Origin of the sequence: Luteimonas notoginsengisoli (assembly GCF_042648885.1) — a bacterium.
Taxonomy (GTDB): Bacteria; Pseudomonadota; Gammaproteobacteria; order Xanthomonadales; family Xanthomonadaceae; genus Luteimonas; species Luteimonas notoginsengisoli.
Map to the genome: position 1 here is coordinate 535,390 of NZ_JBHRYF010000001.1, position 19,248 is coordinate 554,637.

General features: G+C 68.8%; 23 protein-coding genes. 13 read left to right on the plus strand and 10 right to left on the minus strand.

Annotated features, from left to right (window positions below; translation table 11 throughout):
* Positions 1–8 precede the first annotated feature (8 nt).
* From ACFOM9_RS02445 to ACFOM9_RS02455, 3 genes are read right to left on the minus strand one after another with little or no spacing between them, the layout of a single operon-like run.
* Positions 9–1,028: a magnesium and cobalt transport protein CorA gene (locus ACFOM9_RS02445; protein WP_386705843.1), complete on the minus strand. Its 1,020-nt coding sequence runs from the start codon at positions 1,026–1,028 to the stop codon at positions 9–11.
* A 36-nt stretch (positions 1,029–1,064) separates the two neighbouring features.
* Complete coding sequence (locus ACFOM9_RS02450) at positions 1,065–2,225, minus strand: lipoprotein N-acyltransferase Lnb domain-containing protein (RefSeq protein WP_386705845.1); 1,161 nt, start codon at positions 2,223–2,225, stop codon at positions 1,065–1,067.
* A gap of 28 nt (positions 2,226–2,253) precedes the next feature.
* Complete coding sequence (locus ACFOM9_RS02455) at positions 2,254–3,129, minus strand: HlyC/CorC family transporter (protein WP_386707258.1); 876 nt, start codon at positions 3,127–3,129, stop codon at positions 2,254–2,256.
* Positions 3,130–3,351: 222 nt separating this feature from the next.
* Here ACFOM9_RS02455 and ACFOM9_RS02460 point away from each other — a divergent pair, with 222 nt between their 5' ends.
* Complete coding sequence (locus ACFOM9_RS02460; protein WP_386705847.1) at positions 3,352–3,846, plus strand: hypothetical protein; 495 nt, start codon at positions 3,352–3,354, stop codon at positions 3,844–3,846.
* 53 nt (positions 3,847–3,899) lie between these two features.
* On the opposite strand, the gene ybeY is transcribed toward ACFOM9_RS02460, so the two are convergent.
* Together ybeY and ACFOM9_RS02470 are read right to left on the minus strand one after the other, a co-directional pair.
* The gene (gene ybeY, locus ACFOM9_RS02465; protein WP_386705849.1) at positions 3,900–4,388 is read right to left on the minus strand and encodes an rRNA maturation RNase YbeY; all 489 of its coding nucleotides are present in this window, start codon (positions 4,386–4,388) and stop codon (positions 3,900–3,902) included.
* A 176-nt stretch (positions 4,389–4,564) separates the two neighbouring features.
* Positions 4,565–5,566 (minus strand): PhoH family protein, encoded by a 1,002-nt coding sequence (locus tag ACFOM9_RS02470; RefSeq protein WP_386705851.1) that lies wholly within the window; start codon positions 5,564–5,566, stop codon positions 4,565–4,567.
* 120 nt (positions 5,567–5,686) lie between these two features.
* On the opposite strand from ACFOM9_RS02470, the gene ACFOM9_RS02475 reads away from it, so the two are divergent.
* From ACFOM9_RS02475 to ACFOM9_RS02495, 5 genes are all read left to right on the plus strand, one after another.
* Positions 5,687–6,466: a TetR/AcrR family transcriptional regulator gene (locus tag ACFOM9_RS02475; protein ID WP_386705853.1), complete on the plus strand. Its 780-nt coding sequence runs from the start codon at positions 5,687–5,689 to the stop codon at positions 6,464–6,466.
* A 61-nt stretch (positions 6,467–6,527) separates the two neighbouring features.
* A complete protein-coding gene (locus tag ACFOM9_RS02480) occupies positions 6,528–7,520 on the plus strand; it encodes an HlyD family secretion protein (protein ID WP_386705855.1) in 993 nt (330 codons plus the stop codon).
* The gene (locus ACFOM9_RS02485; protein ID WP_386705857.1) at positions 7,517–7,699 is read left to right on the plus strand and encodes a hypothetical protein; all 183 of its coding nucleotides are present in this window, start codon (positions 7,517–7,519) and stop codon (positions 7,697–7,699) included. The genes ACFOM9_RS02480 and ACFOM9_RS02485 overlap by 4 nt, the downstream gene beginning before the upstream one ends.
* A 49-nt stretch (positions 7,700–7,748) precedes the next feature.
* A complete protein-coding gene (locus ACFOM9_RS02490; RefSeq protein WP_386707261.1) occupies positions 7,749–8,696 on the plus strand; it encodes an ABC transporter ATP-binding protein in 948 nt (315 codons plus the stop codon).
* Entirely contained in the window at positions 8,693–9,796 is a 1,104-nt protein-coding gene (locus ACFOM9_RS02495) for an ABC transporter permease (protein WP_386705859.1), read from the plus strand. Before ACFOM9_RS02490 ends, ACFOM9_RS02495 begins: the two co-directional genes overlap by 4 nt.
* 111 nt (positions 9,797–9,907) lie before the next feature.
* On the opposite strand, the gene ACFOM9_RS02500 is transcribed toward ACFOM9_RS02495, so the two are convergent.
* Both ACFOM9_RS02500 and miaB read right to left on the minus strand, forming a co-directional pair.
* A complete protein-coding gene (locus ACFOM9_RS02500) occupies positions 9,908–10,162 on the minus strand; it encodes a hypothetical protein (protein WP_386705861.1) in 255 nt (84 codons plus the stop codon).
* A 40-nt stretch (positions 10,163–10,202) separates the two neighbouring features.
* Positions 10,203–11,654, minus strand: a complete 1,452-nt coding sequence (gene miaB / locus ACFOM9_RS02505) for a tRNA (N6-isopentenyl adenosine(37)-C2)-methylthiotransferase MiaB (protein WP_386705863.1) — start codon at positions 11,652–11,654, stop codon at positions 10,203–10,205.
* Positions 11,655–11,799: 145 nt separating this feature from the next.
* On the opposite strand from miaB, the gene ACFOM9_RS02510 reads away from it, so the two are divergent.
* From ACFOM9_RS02510 to ACFOM9_RS02535, 6 genes are all read left to right on the plus strand, one after another.
* Positions 11,800–12,711, plus strand: a complete 912-nt coding sequence (locus tag ACFOM9_RS02510) for a lytic transglycosylase domain-containing protein (protein WP_386705865.1) — start codon at positions 11,800–11,802, stop codon at positions 12,709–12,711.
* A gap of 183 nt (positions 12,712–12,894) precedes the next feature.
* Positions 12,895–13,521 (plus strand): ubiquinol-cytochrome c reductase iron-sulfur subunit, encoded by a 627-nt coding sequence (petA, locus tag ACFOM9_RS02515; RefSeq protein WP_386705867.1) that lies wholly within the window; start codon positions 12,895–12,897, stop codon positions 13,519–13,521.
* A gap of 3 nt (positions 13,522–13,524) precedes the next feature.
* Positions 13,525–14,796: a cytochrome b gene (locus tag ACFOM9_RS02520; RefSeq protein WP_386705868.1), complete on the plus strand. Its 1,272-nt coding sequence runs from the start codon at positions 13,525–13,527 to the stop codon at positions 14,794–14,796.
* Positions 14,797–14,851: 55 nt separating this feature from the next.
* On the plus strand, positions 14,852–15,586 hold the full coding sequence (locus ACFOM9_RS02525; RefSeq protein WP_386707264.1) for a cytochrome c1: 735 nt from the start codon (positions 14,852–14,854) through the stop codon (positions 15,584–15,586).
* A gap of 159 nt (positions 15,587–15,745) precedes the next feature.
* On the plus strand, positions 15,746–16,381 hold the full coding sequence (locus tag ACFOM9_RS02530; RefSeq protein ID WP_386705870.1) for a glutathione S-transferase N-terminal domain-containing protein: 636 nt from the start codon (positions 15,746–15,748) through the stop codon (positions 16,379–16,381).
* 81 nt (positions 16,382–16,462) lie between these two features.
* On the plus strand, positions 16,463–16,918 hold the full coding sequence (locus ACFOM9_RS02535; protein WP_386705872.1) for a ClpXP protease specificity-enhancing factor: 456 nt from the start codon (positions 16,463–16,465) through the stop codon (positions 16,916–16,918).
* A gap of 141 nt (positions 16,919–17,059) precedes the next feature.
* Here ACFOM9_RS02535 and ACFOM9_RS02540 read toward each other — a convergent pair whose 3' ends face one another.
* The 3 genes from ACFOM9_RS02540 to ACFOM9_RS02550 all read right to left on the minus strand — a co-directional run bounded on the left by ACFOM9_RS02540 (position 17,060) and on the right by ACFOM9_RS02550 (position 18,604).
* Positions 17,060–17,386 (minus strand): DUF3301 domain-containing protein, encoded by a 327-nt coding sequence (locus ACFOM9_RS02540; protein WP_386705874.1) that lies wholly within the window; start codon positions 17,384–17,386, stop codon positions 17,060–17,062.
* A 61-nt stretch (positions 17,387–17,447) separates the two neighbouring features.
* A complete protein-coding gene (gene nadC / locus ACFOM9_RS02545) occupies positions 17,448–18,338 on the minus strand; it encodes a carboxylating nicotinate-nucleotide diphosphorylase (RefSeq protein WP_386705875.1) in 891 nt (296 codons plus the stop codon).
* Positions 18,335–18,604, minus strand: coding sequence for a Trm112 family protein (locus ACFOM9_RS02550; protein ID WP_386705877.1), 270 nt, complete (start codon positions 18,602–18,604; stop codon positions 18,335–18,337). The genes nadC and ACFOM9_RS02550 overlap by 4 nt, the downstream gene beginning before the upstream one ends.
* A 76-nt stretch (positions 18,605–18,680) precedes the next feature.
* On the opposite strand from ACFOM9_RS02550, the gene purE reads away from it, so the two are divergent.
* Positions 18,681–19,196 (plus strand): 5-(carboxyamino)imidazole ribonucleotide mutase, encoded by a 516-nt coding sequence (gene purE / locus ACFOM9_RS02555; RefSeq protein WP_386705879.1) that lies wholly within the window; start codon positions 18,681–18,683, stop codon positions 19,194–19,196.
* Positions 19,197–19,248 lie beyond the last annotated feature (52 nt).

A 19,248-nucleotide genomic window follows, 5' to 3' on the forward strand; every position in this document is an offset into this window, starting at 1 on the left:
CAGCGGACCTACAGCCAGCGCACCTTCTTCAGATAGCGGTACAGGCCGAAGCAACCCAGCGCCAGCGCCCCGATCAGGATCGGGTAGCTGTAGCGCCCGCCGAGCTCGGGCATGTGCCGGAAGTTCATCCCGTACCAGCTGGTGACCAGGGTAGGGGCGGCCAGCAGTGCGGCCCAGCCGGCCAGGCGCTTCACCACTTCGCCCTGCGACAGCGTGACCAGGGCCTGGTTCACGCCCAGTGCGGTGCCCAGCATGTCGCGCAGCGCGTCGATGGTTTCGTTGCTGCGCACCGAGTGGTCGAGCACGTCGCGGAAGTACAGCCGTACTTCGGGCGCGAGCAGCGCGCTGGGCGAGCGGACCAGCTGCGAGAGCACGTCCTGCAGCGGCGTCACCGCCAGCCGCATGTAGGTCAGTTCGCGCTTGAGGTCGTACAGCCGCACCATCGTGCCGCGGCGGAAATCCTCGGTGAAGATGTCCTTCTCCAGCGCCAGCAGAGTCTGCTTGAACTCGTCGACGATCGGCAGGTAGTTGTCGACCACCGCGTCGAGCACCGCGTACAGCGCGTAGGACGGGCCGAGCTCCAGCAGCTCCGGTTCGCGCTCCACCCGCGCCCGCACGGGCGCATACGACAGCGAGGCGCCATGGCGCACGGTCACCAGGTAGCGGGGGCCGAGGAAGGCGTGGGTTTCGCCGTAACGGATGCGCTCGTCCACCACCTGCGCGGTGTTGACGACGATGAACAGGCAGTCGCCGTAGGCCTCGAGCTTCGGTCGCTGGTGCGCGTTGCGCGCGTCCTCGATAGCGAGGTCGTGCAGGTCGAACTCTTCCTGCAGCTTGTCGAGCACCTTGTCGCCCGGCTCGTAGACGCCGACCCAGACGAAGCTGCCGTCGTCGTCAGCGAGCACGTCGCTGATTTCGTCGAGCGAGATGTCGCGCAGCTTGCCGCTGTTGTCGTAGACCGCTGCATTGATCACGCAGGCGGGGACATCGGGGCGCGCGGCAGCGGCGCTGGTGTCGGTGGTTTTCATGCCGGCATCGTGCCCCCGGCCCGCCAGCGCGACAAGTCAGCGCCGGCGCAGCGCCAGCCACAGGCCTGCGTGGATCGGCAGCAGCAGCGCGATCCAGGCCGCGTTGCGCTGCGGTGCCACCGGCAGCCACAGCAGGAACAGCGCGATCACCGTGCAGGCCGCCACCGCTGCCAGCCAGCGCGCGAACCACGGACCGGCGGGGCGACCGCGGGCGATGCGCCAGCCGCCGGGGAGCAGCAGCAGGCACAGCGGGTTGAACAGCAACAGGTTGTGGTTGCCCCATGCGAAGCGGTGCGCGGTGGCGGTCCACAGGAACAGCATCAGCGCGCCAATCACGACGCACAGGCCCCAGACCGGCAGTGCGCCCGCAGCCACCGCACGCGGCGAGCGGCGCGCGACCCACTGGAACGTGATCGCGATCGCCAGCCCGGCCAGCGCCCACGGCCACCACGGTCGCGGCGCCTCGGCCGGTTCCGGGGCGATGCGGTGCGGCAGGATCTGCTCTTCGGACCGCACCAGCGGCTGGCCATTGCTGCCGTCCACCTCGCGCAGCGCGTCGGCCAGGCGCATCGGCACGAAGGATTCCTGCCACACCGACAGCGGCTGGTCCGCCGCCGGCCCGAGTCCGACGTCGAAGCCCAGCCACATCCAGGGCGCGGGCGAGGCCAGGCGCACCGATTCGCTGCGATACGTGCTGCCGTGCGAGCGGCCTTCGATCTGGCGCTTGAGCGATCCGCCCAGCGCCCGGTCGATCGCGTCGCGCACGCGGGTGGCGCAGTTGTCCGTGAAATAGTCGTAGCCGTAGCGCGCGTTTTCCGGCCTGGCGTTCTGCGCCAGCGCAGCGGACAGGCGCGTGGCCTCGTCGTCGGCGAGGTTCAGCCACTGGATCGAGACGCCGCGGCCGACCTGGCGGTAGTAGGCCATGTCGTCGGCGAACGGCAGCGCTTCGAGCCGGTAGCGCATGCGGCCGTGGACGAAGTTGGCGATGAAGTCCGGTTCGTCGGGATCGAAGAAGCCGAAGTTGTACGAAGTGGCCGCGCCGGTGGCCGGGTCGACGACCACGATCGCGTCGTGGCCGAAGCGTTCGAAGAACACCGTGCCCGGCTGCATCGTCGCCACGCCGATGCGCGGCGCGGGCGAGGCCTGCGCCGCGCCGCAGGCCAGCACGCACAGCGCCGCGGCCAGCAGCAGCCGCATCCACAACCCGCGCGGGACCCGCGTCCGCTCAGCCGCCATCATCGCCGCGGATGCTCACCAGCAGCGCGTGCAGGCGGCGCGCATCGGCGCGCGCCACGCGGAAGCCGAAGCGGCCCAGGCTGAGCTCTTCGCCGGCCTCGGGCAGGTGGCCGATCGCGGCGGTGACCAGTCCGCCGATCGTGTCGTACTCATCGTCGTCGAAGTCGGCGCCGAAACGCTCGTTGAAGTCGTCGATCGGGGTGAGCGCATCGACCACGTACTGGCCGTCGGCCTGCGCCGCGATCAGCGCGCCGGGATCCTCGGCGTCGTCGTGCTCGTCGTCGATCTCGCCGACGATCTGCTCCAGCACGTCCTCGATGGTGAGCAGGCCGGCCACGCCGCCGTACTCGTCGATCACGATCGCCATGTGGTTGCGCGACTGCCGGAACTCGCGCAGCAGCACGTCCAGGCGCTTGGACTCGGGGATCAGCACCGCCGGGCGCAGCAGCTCGTGGATGGTGCCCGGGCCGTTGTCCGCCACCACGCCGCGCAGCAGGTCCTTGGCCAGCAGCACGCCGAGGATCTCGTCCTTGTCGTCGCCATGCACGGGGAAGCGCGAGTGTCCAGACTCGACGACGTGCTTCATCAGGTCGATGAAATTCTCGTCGGCCGACAGCATCACCATCTGCGAGCGCGGGATCATCACGTCGCCGACGCTGAGCTCGGACACGGTCAGCGCGCCTTCCATCATCTTCAGCGTGTCGGCGGCGATCAGGCCGTCCGCCTGCACATCGCGCAGCAGTTCGACCAGGTCGTCGCGGGTGGAAGGCTCGCCGGACAGCATCGAACCGATGCGGTCCAGCCACGAACGCCGCTTGTCCGGGATCTCGGTGGCGTGGGGAGTACTACTGTCGTCCTCTGGCATTGCAGTCATGTCGATGCCCGGGCGGGCCTTGCGGGCAGTTTAACGCGCCGCGCGCGCGGGCGCCTCGCGACCCTGCGCGGCCCATTCCGACGCCTGGTTACGGATTTCCCCGACCAAGGGGCGGGTATAACGCCGATATTGCGCCGTGGCCGCTCCCGGCAGGCTTGTCGCAGCCGCAAGCGCGCCGCGCGGCGGCCCATCCCATCTTCAAGGAACGAAGCCATGTCCAGAAACGCCATCCTGTTCGCTGCCCTTGCCGCGTCCGCACTGCTTGCCCAAATCGCACCCGCAGCCGCAGCACCCGCGCACGAGGCCGATTACGTCGAGGTGTCGGCCTACCTGCAGGCTGACGCCGACTTCGAGGCCTGGTACGCGCTGCGCCACAACCTCAAGCGCAACTTCGACGACATCTGCGGCGACACCTTCTGCGAGGGCGACTACAGCAACATCGAGTCGCTGCGCTACACCTGCTCGGTGCATCGCGTGACCGGGCGGATCGGCATGTGCGGCTGGACGTTCGCCGCGAGCGACGAGGCGATCGAGCCGGTGCATGGACGCATCGTCGCCCGGACACCGGGCTGGTTCTGCCGTTCGCCGCTGGTCGCGGGCACCACGGTCGAATCACTGCTGCAGGCGCTGCAGGGCGAAGCGCCACTGTACGCCGCGCTGCCGTCCACTTCGATGACGCTGTTCGACGGCCTCGTCGACTGCCTGTAGCGCCAAAACCGGGCAACGCCGGTGGCGACGACCGGCGTCCGCGCCGCGCGTGGTCACTGTTTCAGGTAGGGATCCGCGATGCCCAGGCCGGCGAGGATCTCGCGCTCCAGCGCCTCCATGCAGTCGGCTTCGCGCGGATCCTCGTGGTTCCAGCCCAGCAGGTGCAGCGTGCCGTGCACGGTGAGGTGGGCGTAATGGGCGGCGAGCGGCTTGTGCTGCTCGCGCGCCTCGCGCGCGACCACCGGGGCGCACAGCACGAGATCGCCGAGCAGCGGCATCTTCACGCCCTTGGGCAGCTTGACGCCCTCGGCCATCTCGGCCGGGAAACTGAGCACGTTGGTGGCGTAGTCCTTGCCGCGGTAATGGCGGTTGAGCGCTCGACCTTCAGGTGCATCGACCAGGCGGACGGCGAGGTCGGCCTCGCGGATGCGCCCGGCCAGCGCCGCGGCGACCCATTTGCGGAAGCTCACCGCTGCCGGCAGGCCTGCGCGGGGCAGGGCGTAACCGACGGAAACGTCGAGACGGGTGGGGCCTCTGGTCATGGTTCGAAGATGGCGTCGATGCGCGTCTTTCCTGGATCGTTGTTCCCGTGAAGCGGGAACCCCGTGACTTTATGCCTGTGTACGCGCATTTGCATCATCGATGCGACGGCCGCCGCTGGCCAGCGTTGCCCGGTTGAACGCCGCGGGCGCGACGCTCGCCGGCGTCGCCACCAACGTCATCCCGCGCCAGTCGCTGCATCCTCTGCGTCGCGGCGCTCGTAGGCGCCGACGATGCGCGCCACCAGCGGATGCCGCACCACGTCGCGCGCCTCGAAGAACGTGAAACTCACGCCCTCGACGTCGTGCAGCACCTCCACCGCGTCGCGCAGCCCGGATTTGACGTGCTTGGGCAGGTCGATCTGGGTCAGGTCGCCAGTCACCACCGCGGTGCTGCCGAAGCCCAGGCGGGTCAGGAACATCTTCATCTGCTCGATCGTCGTGTTCTGCGCCTCGTCGAGGATCACGTAAGCGTCGTTGAGCGTGCGCCCGCGCATGTAGGCCAGCGGCGCGATCTCGATGACGTTCTTCTCCAGCAGCTTGAGCACCTTCTCCACGCCCAGCATCTCGTACAGCGCGTCGTACAGCGGGCGCAGGTACGGATCGACCTTCTGCGACAGGTCGCCGGGCAGGAAGCCGAGCTTCTCGCCGGCTTCCACCGCCGGGCGCACCAGTACCAGCCGCTGCACCCGCGATTCGTTCAACGCCTCGACCGCGCTGGCCACCGCGAGGAAGGTCTTGCCGGTGCCGGCCGGGCCGACGCCGAAGTTGATGTCGTGGGTGGCGATCGCGTGCAGGTATTTCTGCTGGTTCGGCCCGCGCCCGCGCACCGTGCCGCGGCGCACGCGGATGGCGACCTCCTGCGGGACATAGCCCTCGTCGCCGCCGCGCGCATCCACCCCGGGGTCCACGCCGGCGGCGTTCATGCGCAGGTTGATCGACTGGCCGTCGAACGTCTCCTCGCCCGCCTCGGCGTACAGCGTGCGCAGCAGCCGTTCGGCCTGGGCGACGGGCGCCGCCTCGGGTCCGGTGACCCGGAACACGTTGCCGCGGTTGGCGATCTCCACGCCGAGCCGCAGTTCGATCTGGCGCAGGTGGCCGTCGAACGGGCCGGCCAGGTTGGCCAGGCGCTCGGCGTCGTCGGGTTCGAGGGTGAAGTCGCGCTGCTGGGAATTGGGCATGTGGCCGTGAGTGGGGTGGCGGAGACGGAAAGGGTAGCGCCCCCGGGCTGGGGTCTATGCGAAGCGATCCGGCTTCAGGGACGCTTGCAATTAATTAATCATAGAATTAAATTGCAGCCCATGACAGATGGCAGACCAGGACGCCCGCGCGGCGCAAAGAAACCGAAAGCGTCCGCGCCTGTCGCGACCAAGCAGGGCGCGCCGCGCAAGCGTGCCGACGCGGCGGTCGTCGCGCCGGCGCCAGTACCCGCGGCCCGGCGGGCACCCGGCAGGCCGGTGCGGCGACAGGGCCATGGCGATGTCCGCGGATTGCTGCTGGATGCGGCCATCGCGCGCTTCGCGGTCAAGGGCATCGCGGCGACGTCGCTGCGCGAAATCGCGACCGAGGCACACGTCACGCCCGCGTTGCTGCACTACTATTACGGCGACAAGGCGCAGCTGGTGGAAACGATGGTGCAGGACCGGGTGCTGCCGGCGTTCGGCATCGTCCGGGCGCGCGTCGCGGCGGCCGGCGACGACGTTGCCGACACCGTGGCCGCCTTCGTCTGCGGCCTGACCGACGTGATGCAGCTGCATCCCTGGTGGCCGCAGCTGTGGGTGCGCGAGGTGCTGTGCGAAGGCGGTGCGCTGCGCGACCTGCTGGTGACCCGCATCGCGCCGCAACTGGCACGCACGATCGCGGCCCGTTTTGCCGCCGCCCAGGCGCGCGGGGAACTCAACGCCGACCTCGACCCGCGCCTGCTGATGACCTCGCTGATCGGGCTGACCCTGCTGCCCGTGGCCGGCGCGCCGATCTGGCGGGCGATGTTCGAGGCCGACGATCTCGGCCTCGACGACGTCCGCAGGCATGCAATCGCGCTGCTCGATCGCGGCCTTGAGCTGAAGGCGCCCGCGAAATGAACTGCTGTCGCGCCCGCCACCGCCTGTCGCCCACGGCGTCAATCTTCTGCCGGAGATTCCCATGAATACGAGGGGCAATCGGCACCTGCTGCCGTTGGCCGTGGCGCTGCTTTTTTCCGGCTGCGGCGAGGATCCGCCGCAGGCGCTGGGGACGCTGGAGTTCGACCGCGTCACCCTGCCGGCACCGGTGGCCGAGCGCATCGTCTCGATCGAGGTGCGCGAAGGCCAGCGCGTCGAAGCCGGCGCCCGGCTGCTGACCCTGGAGCGCACCCGTACCGGCGCGCAGGCGCAAGCGGCGGTGGCGCAGTCGCAGCGGCAGCGCGAGGCGCTGGCCGAACTGCAGGCCGGTCCGCGCGCGGAGGACATCGCGCAGGCGCGCGCCGGTCTTGCCGCGGCCCAGGCGCAAGCGCGCGACGCAAGTGCCTACTACGCGCGCCTGCAGCCGCTGGGCAAGCGCCAGCTGGTGGCAGCCGCCGAGGTCGACCGCGCGCGCGCCGCGGCCGGCAATGCGCAGGCGCAGGTGCGCGGCGCGCAGGCCGCGCTCGACGAACTCCGGCACGGCACGCGACCGGAACAGCTCGCGCAGGGCGAGGCCGCGCTGCGGGCCGCGCAGGCGCAGGCCGAAGCCGAGCAGGCGGTGCTGCAGAAACTGGACCTGGTGGCGCCGCGCAGCGGCCGCATCGACAGCATCCCGTACAAGCTGGGCGACCAGGCGCCGGTCGGCGCGCCGCTGGTGGTGATGCTGGTCGGCGACGCGCCCTTCGCCCGTGTGTACGTGCCGGAGCCGATCCGCGCAGATGTCTCCGTCGGGCAGCGGACCCGGGTGTTCGTGGGTGCGGGAGATGGCGGAGACGAACGTTCATACGAGGGAACGGTGCGCATGATCCGCAGCGAACCGACATTCACGCCGTACTACGCGCTGACCGGCAGTGACGCGGCACGACTGAGCTACCTGGCCGAAGTGCAGTTGTCGCCCGGCGTCGACCTGCCGGCCGGTCTGCCGGCGCGCGTGGAGTTCGCGCCGGCACCGCGCGGGCCGAAGGGCGGACCATGAGGCGTTTCGAAACCCGCTACCGCACGGCGCCGAGCGACATTGCGTGGTCGTGGCTGCCGGATGTCGCGCGCTGGCGCGAATGGACGCCGACGACGGGCGCCGTGGGCGTGCTCGACCACGGCAAAGCAAGCGTGGGCATGCGGGTGCGCCTGCACCCGGATGACCAGCCGGAGCAATGAGGTGGCCACGCAACGGGATCGTGCCGCGCCCACCACGTCGGACACCGCGATCCGCGCCCGCGACCTGACCAAGCGCTTCGGCGACCTGCTCGCCGTGGACAGCGTGGACCTGTCCGTGCCGAGCGCCTGCGTGTACGGATTCCTTGGCCCGAACGGCTCCGGAAAGTCCACGACCATCCGCATGCTCTGCGGCCTGCTGACCCCGACCGCCGGCGATATCGAGGTGCTGGGCCTGCGTATTCCCGAGCAGTCCGAGCAGCTGCGCAGCCGCATCGGCTACATGACCCAGAAATTCTCGCTGTTCGACGACCTGACGGTGCGCGAGAACCTGGAGTTCCTCGCCGCCGTGCAGGACGTGCCGAAGGCGAGGGCGCGCAGGCGCATCGACGAGTTGGTGGAGCAGTACCGCTTCGACGGCCGCGAGAAGCAGCTCGCCGGCACCCTGAGCGGCGGCCAGAAGCAGCGCCTCGCACTGGCCGGCGCGGTGATCCAGGAGCCGGAGCTGCTGTTCCTCGACGAACCCACCAGCGCAGTCGACCCCGAATCGCGGCGCGACTTCTGGGAAAAGCTCTTCGACCTCGCCGATGCCGGCACCACGCTGCTGGTGTCCACGCACTACATGGACGAGGCCGAACGCTGCCACCGCATCGCCATCCTCGACCACGGTGCGCTGGTCGCCGACGGCACGCCGGCCGAACTGACCGCGGCGCTCGAAGGACGCACGGTGCTGGTCGATGCCGGCGATCCAAGGCGGGCGCAGAAGGCCCTGGTCGACGCGCCCGGCGTGCTCAGCGTGGCGCAGATCGGCAACCGCCTGCGCGTGCTCACCGACCACGACGGTGGTGGCGACGCCGCCGCCGGCGTCCGCAGCGAGCTGGACAAGGCCGGGCTTCAGGCCGAAGTGCAGGCCTCGCGGCCCAACCTGGAAGACGTGTTCGTCTCCGCAACCGGCGGCCAGTCCGACGACGAGCGCGAGCAACGGGGCGGGCGGGAATGAACCTGCGCCGCATGCTTGCCATCGTGGTCAAGGAACTGCGCCAGCTGCGCCGCGACCGCGTCACCCTGGCCATGATCCTCGGCATCCCGGTAATGCAGCTGGTGCTGTTCGGCTATGCGATCAACCTCAACCTGCGCGGCCTGGACGCCGGTATCGCCGACCAGGCGAACACCGCCGCCTCGCGCGCGCTGGTGATGGACATGGTGGCGACCGGCGTCGTCTCGCCGACGCTGGATGCAACTTCCCCGCAGCAGCTGATGGAAGCGCTGCGGCGCGGCGAGATCAGCATCGGGATCGTGATCCCGCCGGACTTCGAACGTCGCCGCTTCGATGGCCGCGAGGCGGTGCAGGTGCTGGTCGATGGCAGCGACACCGTGGTGCAGAGCGCGGCGATCCAGCTCGCGCAGCTGCCGCTCGACAGCCGGCCGACGCGCGATGCGGCGGGCGGGCGCGTCGCTCGCGGACAGGTCAGCGTGGTGAGTTTCTACAACCCGGAACGGCGCTCGGCGATCAACATCGTACCCGGACTGATCGGGGTGATCCTGACCATGACGATGGTGTTGTTCACCTCCGTGGCGATCGTGCGCGAGCGCGAACGCGGCAACATGGAACTGCTGATGGCAACGCCGCTGAGCCGCTCGGAGCTGATGATCGGCAAGGTGCTGCCCTACATCGCGATCGGCCTGCTGCAGACCACGGTGGTGCTGGCGCTGGGAATGTGGCTGTTCGACGTGCCGGTGCGCGGCAGCGTGCTGGACGTGTACGTCGCCTCGTCGCTGCTGATCGTTGCCAACCTCACTCTCGGCCTGCTGATCAGCACCCGCGCGCAGTCGCAGTTCCAGGCGATGCAGATGACGTTCTTCATCTTCCTGCCCTCGATCCTGCTGTCGGGCTTCATGTTCCCGTTCGCCGGCATGCCGCGCGCGGTCCAGTGGCTGGCCGAACTGCTGCCGCTCACCCATTTCCTGCGCCTGATCCGCGGCGTGATGCTGCGCGGCGCCGGCCTGCTGGAGCTCTGGCCGGACGTGGCGGCGCTGCTGGCGTTCGCCGCATTGATGATGGCCGCGGCGATCCTGCGTTTCCGCAAGCGGCTGGATTGATTCGGCTGCTTGCCCGGTCCCTCGGGCACACCTGGGAGCACTGGTGTGCAGCCATGGCCGCGATGCCGTTCGGCAGCGCGGGCGGCAGGCCGCCCTCGCAGACAAGCCCGACTATGGCTTCCTGCGCAGCTCGCGCACCAGCAGGGCGATCCCGATCACGCCGGTCGCGGCCGAACCGGCCAACCACAGCCAAGCGACCGGCGTCATCGACAGGCCATCGTCCGTCAGCGCGTGGCGACGGAATTCCACCATTCCCATCAGCGCGATCCCGCACAGCCAGATGCCCAGTGCGCAGCGGCGGATGACCGAGGGCCCGCGCGACAGAGCGGGGCGGTCCCGAGCGTCCTCCGGCAGTTGTCCGTTCACCGGGCCTGTGACGTGAACTGGCGGTGCCCTCGCGTGGCTTTCATGCCGCGACTTCGTCGGCCATGGCCACGCGCCCGCGCAGCGAGTTGGTGCGCGCTTCGGTGATCACCACGTCGACGAACCGGCCGATCAGGCGCGGATGGCCGGGGAAATTCACCGAGCGCATGTTCTCGGTCTTGCCGGTCAGCTCGCCGGGGTCCTTCTTCGAAGGCCCCTCGACCAGCACCGACTGCACGCTGCCGACCATCGCCCGCGAAATGCCGGCCGAATGGGCATTGATGTGCGCCTGCAGCCGCGCCAGGCGTGCATGCTTCTCCTCGCTGGACGCCATGTCTTCCAGGTCGGCGGCCGGCGTGCCCGGGCGGCGCGAATAGATGAAGGAGAAACTCTGGTCGAACCCGACGTCCTCGATCAGCTTCATGGTCTTTTCGAAGTCTGCATCGGTCTCGCCCGGGAAGCCGACGATGAAATCGGAGCTTATCGAGATGTCCGGCCGCACCGCGCGCAGCCTGCGGATCTTCTGCTTGAACTCCAGCGCGGTATAGCCACGCTTCATCGCCGCGAGGATCCGGTCGCTGCCCGACTGGACGGGGAGATGCAGGTAGTTGGCCAGCTGCGGTACGTCGCGGTAGGCCTCGATCAGCGAATCGCTGAACTCCAGCGGATGCGAGGTGGTGAAGCGGATGCGGTCGATGCCATCGATCTGGGCGATGGTGCGGATCAGCAGGCCGAGGTCGGCGAAACCCGCTTCCGCACTCGTGTCGTCGCCATCCTCGCCGGCCATCGGCCCGCGATACGCATTGACGTTCTGCCCCAGCAGGTTGACCTCGCGCACGCCCTGCGCCGCGAGCTGCGCGACTTCCACCAGCACGTCCTCGAACGGCCGGCTGACCTCCTCGCCGCGGGTGTAGGGCACCACGCAGAACGAGCAGTATTTCGAGCAGCCTTCCATGATCGAGACGAAGGCGCTGGGGCCTTCGGCGCGCGGCTCCGGCAGGCTGTCGAACTTCTCGATCTCCGGGAAGCTGATGTCGACCTGCGGGGTGCCGGTTTCGCGGCGGGCGCGGATCAGTTCGGGCAGGCGGTGCAGGGTCTGCGGGCCGAAGACCAGGTCCACGTAGGGCGCGCGCTTGACGATCGCCGCGCCCTCCTGCGAAGCCACGCAGCCGCCGACGCCGATGATCACCGGCTTGCCGTCCGCCTTCAGCGACTTCCAGCGGCCCAGCTGGCTGAACACCTTCTCCTGCGCCTTCTCGCGGATCGAGCAGGTGTTGACCAAGACCACGTCGGCCTCGGTCACGTCGTCGGTGAGTTCCAGGCCGTCGGTGGCGGCGAGCACGTCGGCCATCCGCGCCGAGTCGTACTCGTTCATCTGGCAGCCGTGGGTCTGGATATAGAGCTTCCCGGCGGGGGCGCCGGGTTCAGGCCCGTGGCCGGCGGGGCGGGAGGTGGCGGTCGGGGCGGCGTCGGCCGGGTGCTGGGATTCGGTCATGGCGGGTCCGGGGGGCGGTGGTGAATCCGCGCCGGGGGTGGCTGGAGGGCCAATTAGTGTAGTCGGTCACGTCCTGCCGAGGCCGCGGCTCGCGTTTGCCATCAAGGACTTGGCAAGAAGGGACGGACAGGTGACACTCCGCGCGATGAAGGGGGCCAGGGGACTACTGACGATCGCCTGCCTGCTGCTGGCCACCCCGGCCGCGGCTGGCACGCTCTATCGCTGCGACAGTCCCGATGGGGCTCGCAGCTACGTCAGCAAGCGGGTGGCCGGCGCCAAGTGCGTCGCCATCGCCCACTCCAGCGCCGCCCCGCAACGCCGCTCCGCCGCGGCTGCCGCGCCCGCCAGCATCAACGCCAACGCCCCGGCGACCTTCATGGGTTCCGGTTCCAGCACCAGTTCCAGCCCCGGTTCGGGCGCCGCGGCGACCCCGGTGGTGGCCTCCGCCGCGCCTTCGCGCAAGCCGACGCGTCTGGTGCAGGGCCAAGTTTATTCGTACATCAAGGACGGCGTGCGCCACTACGCCAGCAAGCCGCCCAAGGGCATGGTCGGCGCCACGGCGCTGCGGACCATCCGCTACAGCTTCCTCGAGACCTGCTTCGCCTGCGCCAGCAGTCCGGGCGTAAACTTCAGCACCCTGCGCCTGAACACCTCCGCGTACTCCTCGGAGATCAGCAGGGCGGCGAAGCAGTACGGCGTGGACGAGGCCATCGTGCGCGCGATCATCCATGCCGAATCAGCCTTCAATCCCAACGCGCTGTCGCGCGTCGGCGCGCAAGGCCTGATGCAGCTGATGCCCGCCACGGCGCGACGTTTCGGGGTCGGCAATGCGTTCGACGCCGGCCAGAACATCCAGGGCGGGGTGCAATACCTCGCCTGGCTGCTGAAGCGCTTCAACGGCGACCTGACCTTGGCCGCCGCCGGCTACAACGCCGGCGAAGGCGCGGTCGACAAGTACAAGGGCGTGCCGCCCTACAGCGAGACGCAGCGCTACGTGCAGCGCGTTGGTGTGCTGGCCGAGCGCTATCGCGGCTCGGTGGTGGCAACTGCGAACTAGCCCGCAGCGGCGCCGTTTTCGGGCTTTCCGACCAGATCGGGCACCCCGCCGGTGCAATCTCCGGTCTCTGAGCATTGTCGGGCGATTCAGCGTTCCGTTACACTTTGTCGTCTTTGCGGCCGATCCCCACCGGACGGTCGTGGCAGCCAATGACTAGCGACCGAAAGATTTGCGGAGTGCCGGATGGCCAATGAACGAACGCTTGATCCTGTCGAAGGCGGAGGCACGGTCGATCTCGGCCGCCGCCGCTTCCTGACCGCCACCACGGCCGTGGTCGGTGCAGTCGGTGCGGGATTCGCCGCGGTACCCTTCATCAAGTCGTGGAACCCGAGCGCCCGCGCCAAGCTGGCCGGGGCCCCGGTGACCATGGACATCAGCGCCCTGGGCGAAGGCCAGCGACTGGTCGACGAATGGCGCGGCCAGCCGATCTGGGTCGTCAAGCGCACCCCGAAGATGCTGGAGGTATTGCCGACGCTGGATCCGCGCCTGGCCGATCCCAAGTCGACCACCGACCAGCAGCCCGAGTACGCCCGCAACGAGATGCGCTCGATCAAGCCGGAGATCTCCGTGCTGGTCGGCATCTGCACGCACCTGGGCTGCGCGCCGGAACTGGTGGCCGAGATCAAGCCCGAGCCGTTCGACCCGGAGTGGAAGGGCGGTTACTTCTGCCCCTGCCACAAGTCGCGCTTCGACATGGCCGGCCGCGTCTTCCAGGGCGTCCCCGCGCCGATCAACCTGCTGGTGCCGCCGCACCACTACGAGAACGACACCACCATCGTCATCGGCGTCGATCCCCAGGGAGCTGCGTAAGCCATGTCGAACGTGATCTCGCGAACCGCCAACAACGTGTGGGACTGGGTCAACGTGCGCGCGCCCGGCATGATGCCGGTGTACCGCAAGCACATGAGCGAGTACTACGCGCCGAAGAACTTCAACTTCTGGTACTACATGGGCTCGCTGGCCCTGCTCGTGCTGGTCAACCAGATCTTCACCGGCATCTTCCTGACGATGCACTTCAAGCCGTCAGCGGCCGAGGCGTTCTCGTCGGTCGAGTACATCATGCGCGACGTGGAGTGGGGCTGGCTGATCCGCTACATGCACAGCACCGGCGCGTCGCTGTTCTTCATCGTGGTCTACCTGCACATGTTCCGCGGACTGATGTACGGCTCGTACCAGAAACCGCGCGAGCTGGTGTGGCTGCTGGGCATGCTGATCTACCTGGTGCTGATGGCCGAGGCCTTCATGGGCTACGTGTTGCCATGGGGCCAGATGTCGTTCTGGGGCGCGAAGGTGATCATCTCGCTGTTCGGCGCGGTCCCGGTGATCGGCAATGGACTGACCGAGTGGATCATGGGCGATTTCCTGCCCGCCGACGCTACGCTCAACCGCTTCTTCGCCCTGCACGTGATCGCGCTGCCGCTGGTGCTGCTGCTGCTGGTGGTGCTGCACCTGGGCGCGTTGCACGAAGTGGGCTCGAACAACCCGGACGGCGTCGACATCAAGCATGGTCCGAAGGGCAACCGCTGGGACGCGGCCAAGCCGGCCGACGGCATCCCGTTCCACCCGTACTACACGGTCAAGGACCTGGTGGGCGTCGGTTTCTTCCTGATGCTGGCCGCCTTCATCATCTTCTTCGCGCCTACCTTCGGTGGCTGGTTCCTCGAGCACGACAACTTCGTCGAAGCCAACCGGCTGGTGACGCCGGAGCACATCAAGCCGGTGTGGTACTTCACCCCGTACTACGCGATGTTGCGCGTGGTGCCGTCGTTCTTCGCGATCAAGCTCTGGGGCGTGCTGGTGATGTTCGGCGCGATCGTGGTGCTGTTCCTGGTGCCATGGCTCGACAAGAGCCCGGTCAAGTCCTACCGCTACCGCGGCAAGCTGTCGTGGGCGATGCTGGCGATGTTCGTGGTGTGCTTCCTGTGGCTGGGCAAGATCGGCGCCGGCCCCGGCACCAACCCGGTCGAAACCATCATCGGCCGCGTGCTGACCTTCCTCTACTTCGTGTTCTTCATCACGATGCCGCTGTGGACCAAGTTCGACAAGACCAAGCCGGTGCCGGAACGGGTGACGATGCATGAATGACAAGCCGGGAATCGAGAAAGGGGAATCGGGAATCGTGAGCAACCGGTATCGGAACATGCTCCGCGGCGCGGTGGTGCTGGTGACGGGGCTGATCTTGTCCTTCGGTGCGATCGCGGCCGGAGGCGGCAACCTGCGGCATTCGGGCACCGACATCGGCGACGTCGCCTCGCTGCAGCGCGGCGCCAAGCTGTACATGAACTACTGCTCCGGCTGTCATTCGCTCAAGTACTTGCGCTACTCGCGCATGGCCGAGGACCTCGGCCTGAGCGAGGAAGAGGTGATGGACAACCTCAACTTCACCGGCGCCAAGTTCGGCGAGCAGATCCAGGTTGCCATGCCGCCCGAGCACGCCACGCAGTGGTTCGGCAAGATGCCGCCCGACCTGAGCGTGATCTCGCGGGTCCGCGGCAGCGACTGGATCTTCACCTACCTCACGTCCTTCTACCAGGACGAGTCGCGGCCGCTGGGCTGGAACAACCTGCTGTTCCCCAACGCTTCGATGCCCAATCCGCTGTGGGAGATGCAGGGACTGCAGCGTCCGGTCTACGGCAAGAAGGATGCGGCCAGCGGCGAGACGCCGGTCGAGCACCTCGAGATCGCCCAGCCCGGGTCCCAGAACAAGGTCGAATTCGACCAGACCGTGCGCGACATCACCACTTTCCTGGAGTACGCCGGCGAACCGGCCGCCCTCAAGCGCCAGAGCCTTGGCGTCTGGGTGATCCTGTTCCTGGCGTTCTTCACGTTCCTCGCCTTCCTGCTGAAGAAGGAATACTGGCGCGACGTGAAGTAGTTCCCCGCGGGCGACCGGGGCCGCACGCGTGCGCTCCCGGACGTGGCCGGTTTCGCACCGGCCCGCGCCTGCGGATGGCTCGGGGAACCGGGCGACCGTCCGCGATGCGCGGGCGGCGTCGATGCGGCCGGCGGATTCCGGTCGTTGGAGAGGCCCATGATGGCTGCGAGTCCGCGTATGCGAAATGCACTGACCCTGTTTTCCTCCGTCGACGATGTCCTGTGCCACCGCGTCCGCTTGGTGCTGGCGGCAAAGGGCGTGACCTACGACCTGATCGCGGTCGACCCGCAGAATCCTCCCGAGGACCTGATCGACCTCAACCCGTACCACTCGGTGCCGACGCTGGTCGAGCGCGACCTGGTGCTGTACGCCGCCAGCGTGGTGAGCGAATACCTCGACGAGCGCTATCCGCACCCGCCGCTGATGCCGGTGGACCCGCTGTCCCGGGCGCGCCTGCGGCTGGCGATGCTGCGCATCGAGCACGACTGGGTGCCGCAGGTGCAGGCGATCCAGTTCGGCACCAGGCAGCAAGCCGATGCCGGCCGCAAGCGACTCAAGGAACTGCTGACCGCCTCGGTGCCGCTGTTCAAGGCCAGCAAGTTCTTCCTCAATCCCGAAATGAGCCTGGCCGACTGCGCGATGGCGCCGATCGTGTGGCGCCTCGATTCGCTCGAGGTCCCGCTGCCCAAGGATGGCAAGGCGATCGAGGACTACGGCAACCGCATCTTCCGCAATCCCGGCTTCGTGCGCAGCCTGACCCCGCAGGAAAAGAACCTGCGCGAAATACCGGTCTAGCGGTGTCGTCCGACTTCCGGACCACGCTGAGCCGCGCGCACGCGACCATGCCACCCACGTGGCTTGCTTTAGACTGCAGCGATGAGTGACGCGCCACACGCCATGAGCAGTCATCGCCCGTACCTGCTGCGGGCGCTATACGAGTGGATCGCCGACAACGGCATGACGCCGCACCTGCTGGTCGATGCCACGTCCGCCGGCGTCCGCGTGCCGCCGCATACGATCAAGGACGGCCGCGTGGTCCTCAACATCGCCGATCGCGCGGTGGCCAAGCTGGAAATGGACAACGACAGCGTGCGGTTCACGGCGCGCTTCGGCGGGGTCAGCCAGGCGGTCGTGGTGCCGATCGCGGCGGTGCTGGCGATCTACGCCCGCGAAACAGGGCAGGGCATGGCGCTGCCGGACGACATCGCCGGCAGCAGCGGCGAGCCCGCGGACGCCGGGGATAGTGAAGCTGCGGCGGCCGATACCGACGGGCCGGACGACGACACGCCCACCCCGCCGCGCCGCGGCGGGCATCTGCGCGTGGTCAAGTAGTCGCCACGAACCCTTGCTGGTCGCTTGCGGGAGCGGCTTCGATCGCCAGCTTTCGCCACCTCCGCCTTCGCAGGGGAGAAGCAAACGCCAGGAGAGCTTGCCGCCGACGACGCGATCGTGGTTGCGCGAAAGCCGCCACGCTCAGTGCAGGCGCACCACGCCCGCCGCCTGTGCCGGGCCGCTGAAGTAGACCAGTTCGTCGCCGCGCAGGACCAGCCGCCCGACGTTGCGGTCATCGCCGCCTTCGGAATATTCGAAGCGGAAGGCGCGCTCGAAACCCAGCTTTCCGTCCGCGCCGCGATGCAGGCGCACGCCGGTCGCATGCACGGTCTGGTCGAGCAGCTGCACGTTGGCGGCGCGGCAGGCGTTGCGGCCGACGACCTCGGCCCGTTCCGCCGCGGCGCGCGCCGAACTCCACAGCGCCGCGCCGATGGCGCCGACGATCATCAGGATCACGAGGGTAGGCATGGGGACATGGTGGAGGCGGCGAGCGCGGTTCGCAATGCGCGCGCCGACAGGCCCTGCGTTCCTAACTTCCGGGCGGCGGCCCCAGCTTCATCGACAGGTCGATCGCGCGCACGTGCTTGGTCAGGGCGCCGATCGAAATGCAGTCCACGCCGTCCTCGGCGATCGCGCGCAGGCCGGGCAGGTCGACCCCGCCCGACACTTCCAGCGGGATCGCGCGATTGAACGGCGCGCCTGCGGCGATGCGCACCGCCTCCCGCCGGGTCGCGGCGTCGAAGTCGTCGACCAGGATTCGCTCGCAGCCCTCCGACAGGGCTTCCCGGAGCTGGTCGAGCGTTTCGACTTCCACGATCAGCGGCAGCGACGGCTGTTGCTCACGCGCCACGCGGATCGCCGCGGTGAGCGAACCTGCGGCGCGGACGTGGTTTTCCTTCAGCATCACCGCGTCGAACAGGCCCATGCGGTGGTTGACGCCGCCGCCGACGCGTACCGCGTACTTCTGCGCCGCGCGCATGCCGGGAATGGTCTTGCGGGTGTCGAGGATCTGCGGGTCCGGTGCGGGCGCGCGGGCGCCGCGCACGGCGTCCACGTGCGCCGCGGTGATCGTGGCGGTGCCGCTGAGCGTCTGCATGAAGTTCAGCGCCGTGCGCTCGGCGCTGACCAGCGCGCGCGCGCGGCCCGACAGCGTTGCCAGCACCGTCCCCGCGGTCACGCGTTCGCCTTCGGCCACGCGCCAGGCGATGGTGACGTCGGGGTCGAGCGCGCGGTGGCAGGCGTCGAACCACGGCCGGCCGCAGATGACGGCGTCTTCCTTGCACAGCAGGTAGGCGACGTCGTCGCGGTCGGGCAGCAGCATCGCGGTCACGTCGCCGCTGCCGATGTCCTCGGCCAGTGCGCGCGCGACGTCGGCCTCGACCACGTCGCGCGGCGGCGGCATCACTGCGGTCGCGTTCATGCCGTCGGGAAGCCCTGCACCTGCGCGGTGGCCAGGCCTTCCTCGACCAGCAGCACGGGGATGCCGTCGTCGACGCGGTAGACGGTCCTGCGGTCGCGCGTGACCAGCGCTTCGCGCAAGGGTTCGGATTGCGGCGTGTCGTCGTCGCGCTTGACGGAGCCGGCGGCGATGGCGTCGTTCAGCGCATCGAGGCCGGCCTTTTCGAGCAGGGCCAGCGGCTGGCGGCTGGCGGGACAGACGAGGAGATCGAGCAGCTTGCGATCCATGGCGATACCGTGGGGATGGGATTCGCGGGACTTGCCCGGCAGGCCCTAGAATACGTCTTTGTCACCGGGGGCGGCCATGTCAGCCAATCCGAAGCAAGCGCTGGTCGGCATCGTGATGGGTTCGCGTTCCGACTGGGAGACGATGCAGCACGCCGCTTCGAGGCTCGAAGCGCTCGGCGTGCCGCACGAGATCCGCGTGGTATCCGCGCACCGTACGCCGGACGTGCTGTTCGACTACGCGGCCACGGCGCAGTCGCGCGGCCTGCGCGCGATCATCGCCGGTGCCGGCGGCGCTGCGCACCTGCCGGGCATGCTGGCGGCGAAGACCGTTGTGCCGGTGCTGGGGGTGCCGGTGCAGTCGAAGGCGCTCAACGGCATGGACTCGCTGCTGTCGATCGTGCAGATGCCCGCGGGCATTCCGGTGGCGACGTTCGCGATCGGCAATGCCGGCGCGGCGAACGCAGCGCTGTTCGCCGCGGCGATGCTCGCCGCCGATCTTCCCGAGGTTGCCGCCGCGCTTGCCGCCTTCCGCCAGCGCCAGAGCGACGAAGTCGCCGGCAACGACGATCCACGCCTCCCGTTGCGGAGCTGACATGGCCACGGTCGACATCGGGCGTGGGGGTGTCATGCAGGCGCGTCGCAAT

What these genes read in the sequence shown, in the direction of transcription:
- ACFOM9_RS02445 (WP_386705843.1), bottom strand. Translation starts at nt 1,028, where the DNA reads ATGAAAACCACCGACACCAGCGCCGCTGCCGCGCGCCCCGATGTCCCC.
- ACFOM9_RS02450 (WP_386705845.1), bottom strand. Translation starts at nt 2,225, where the DNA reads ATGCGGCTGCTGCTGGCCGCGGCGCTGTGCGTGCTGGCCTGCGGCGCG.
- ACFOM9_RS02455 (WP_386707258.1), bottom strand. Translation starts at nt 3,129, where the DNA reads ATGCCAGAGGACGACAGTAGTACTCCCCACGCCACCGAGATCCCGGAC.
- ACFOM9_RS02460 (WP_386705847.1), top strand. Translation starts at nt 3,352, where the DNA reads ATGTCCAGAAACGCCATCCTGTTCGCTGCCCTTGCCGCGTCCGCACTG.
- ybeY (WP_386705849.1), bottom strand. Translation starts at nt 4,388, where the DNA reads ATGACCAGAGGCCCCACCCGTCTCGACGTTTCCGTCGGTTACGCCCTG.
- ACFOM9_RS02470 (WP_386705851.1), bottom strand. Translation starts at nt 5,566, where the DNA reads ATGCCCAATTCCCAGCAGCGCGACTTCACCCTCGAACCCGACGACGCC.
- ACFOM9_RS02475 (WP_386705853.1), top strand. Translation starts at nt 5,687, where the DNA reads ATGACAGATGGCAGACCAGGACGCCCGCGCGGCGCAAAGAAACCGAAA.
- ACFOM9_RS02480 (WP_386705855.1), top strand. Translation starts at nt 6,528, where the DNA reads ATGAATACGAGGGGCAATCGGCACCTGCTGCCGTTGGCCGTGGCGCTG.
- ACFOM9_RS02485 (WP_386705857.1), top strand. Translation starts at nt 7,517, where the DNA reads ATGAGGCGTTTCGAAACCCGCTACCGCACGGCGCCGAGCGACATTGCG.
- ACFOM9_RS02495 (WP_386705859.1), top strand. Translation starts at nt 8,693, where the DNA reads ATGAACCTGCGCCGCATGCTTGCCATCGTGGTCAAGGAACTGCGCCAG.
- miaB (WP_386705863.1), bottom strand. Translation starts at nt 11,654, where the DNA reads ATGACCGAATCCCAGCACCCGGCCGACGCCGCCCCGACCGCCACCTCC.
- ACFOM9_RS02510 (WP_386705865.1), top strand. Translation starts at nt 11,800, where the DNA reads ATGAAGGGGGCCAGGGGACTACTGACGATCGCCTGCCTGCTGCTGGCC.
- petA (WP_386705867.1), top strand. Translation starts at nt 12,895, where the DNA reads ATGGCCAATGAACGAACGCTTGATCCTGTCGAAGGCGGAGGCACGGTC.
- ACFOM9_RS02520 (WP_386705868.1), top strand. Translation starts at nt 13,525, where the DNA reads ATGTCGAACGTGATCTCGCGAACCGCCAACAACGTGTGGGACTGGGTC.
- ACFOM9_RS02525 (WP_386707264.1), top strand. Translation starts at nt 14,852, where the DNA reads ATGCTCCGCGGCGCGGTGGTGCTGGTGACGGGGCTGATCTTGTCCTTC.
- ACFOM9_RS02530 (WP_386705870.1), top strand. Translation starts at nt 15,746, where the DNA reads ATGGCTGCGAGTCCGCGTATGCGAAATGCACTGACCCTGTTTTCCTCC.
- ACFOM9_RS02535 (WP_386705872.1), top strand. Translation starts at nt 16,463, where the DNA reads ATGAGTGACGCGCCACACGCCATGAGCAGTCATCGCCCGTACCTGCTG.
- ACFOM9_RS02540 (WP_386705874.1), bottom strand. Translation starts at nt 17,386, where the DNA reads ATGCCTACCCTCGTGATCCTGATGATCGTCGGCGCCATCGGCGCGGCG.
- nadC (WP_386705875.1), bottom strand. Translation starts at nt 18,338, where the DNA reads ATGAACGCGACCGCAGTGATGCCGCCGCCGCGCGACGTGGTCGAGGCC.
- ACFOM9_RS02550 (WP_386705877.1), bottom strand. Translation starts at nt 18,604, where the DNA reads ATGGATCGCAAGCTGCTCGATCTCCTCGTCTGTCCCGCCAGCCGCCAG.
- purE (WP_386705879.1), top strand. Translation starts at nt 18,681, where the DNA reads ATGTCAGCCAATCCGAAGCAAGCGCTGGTCGGCATCGTGATGGGTTCG.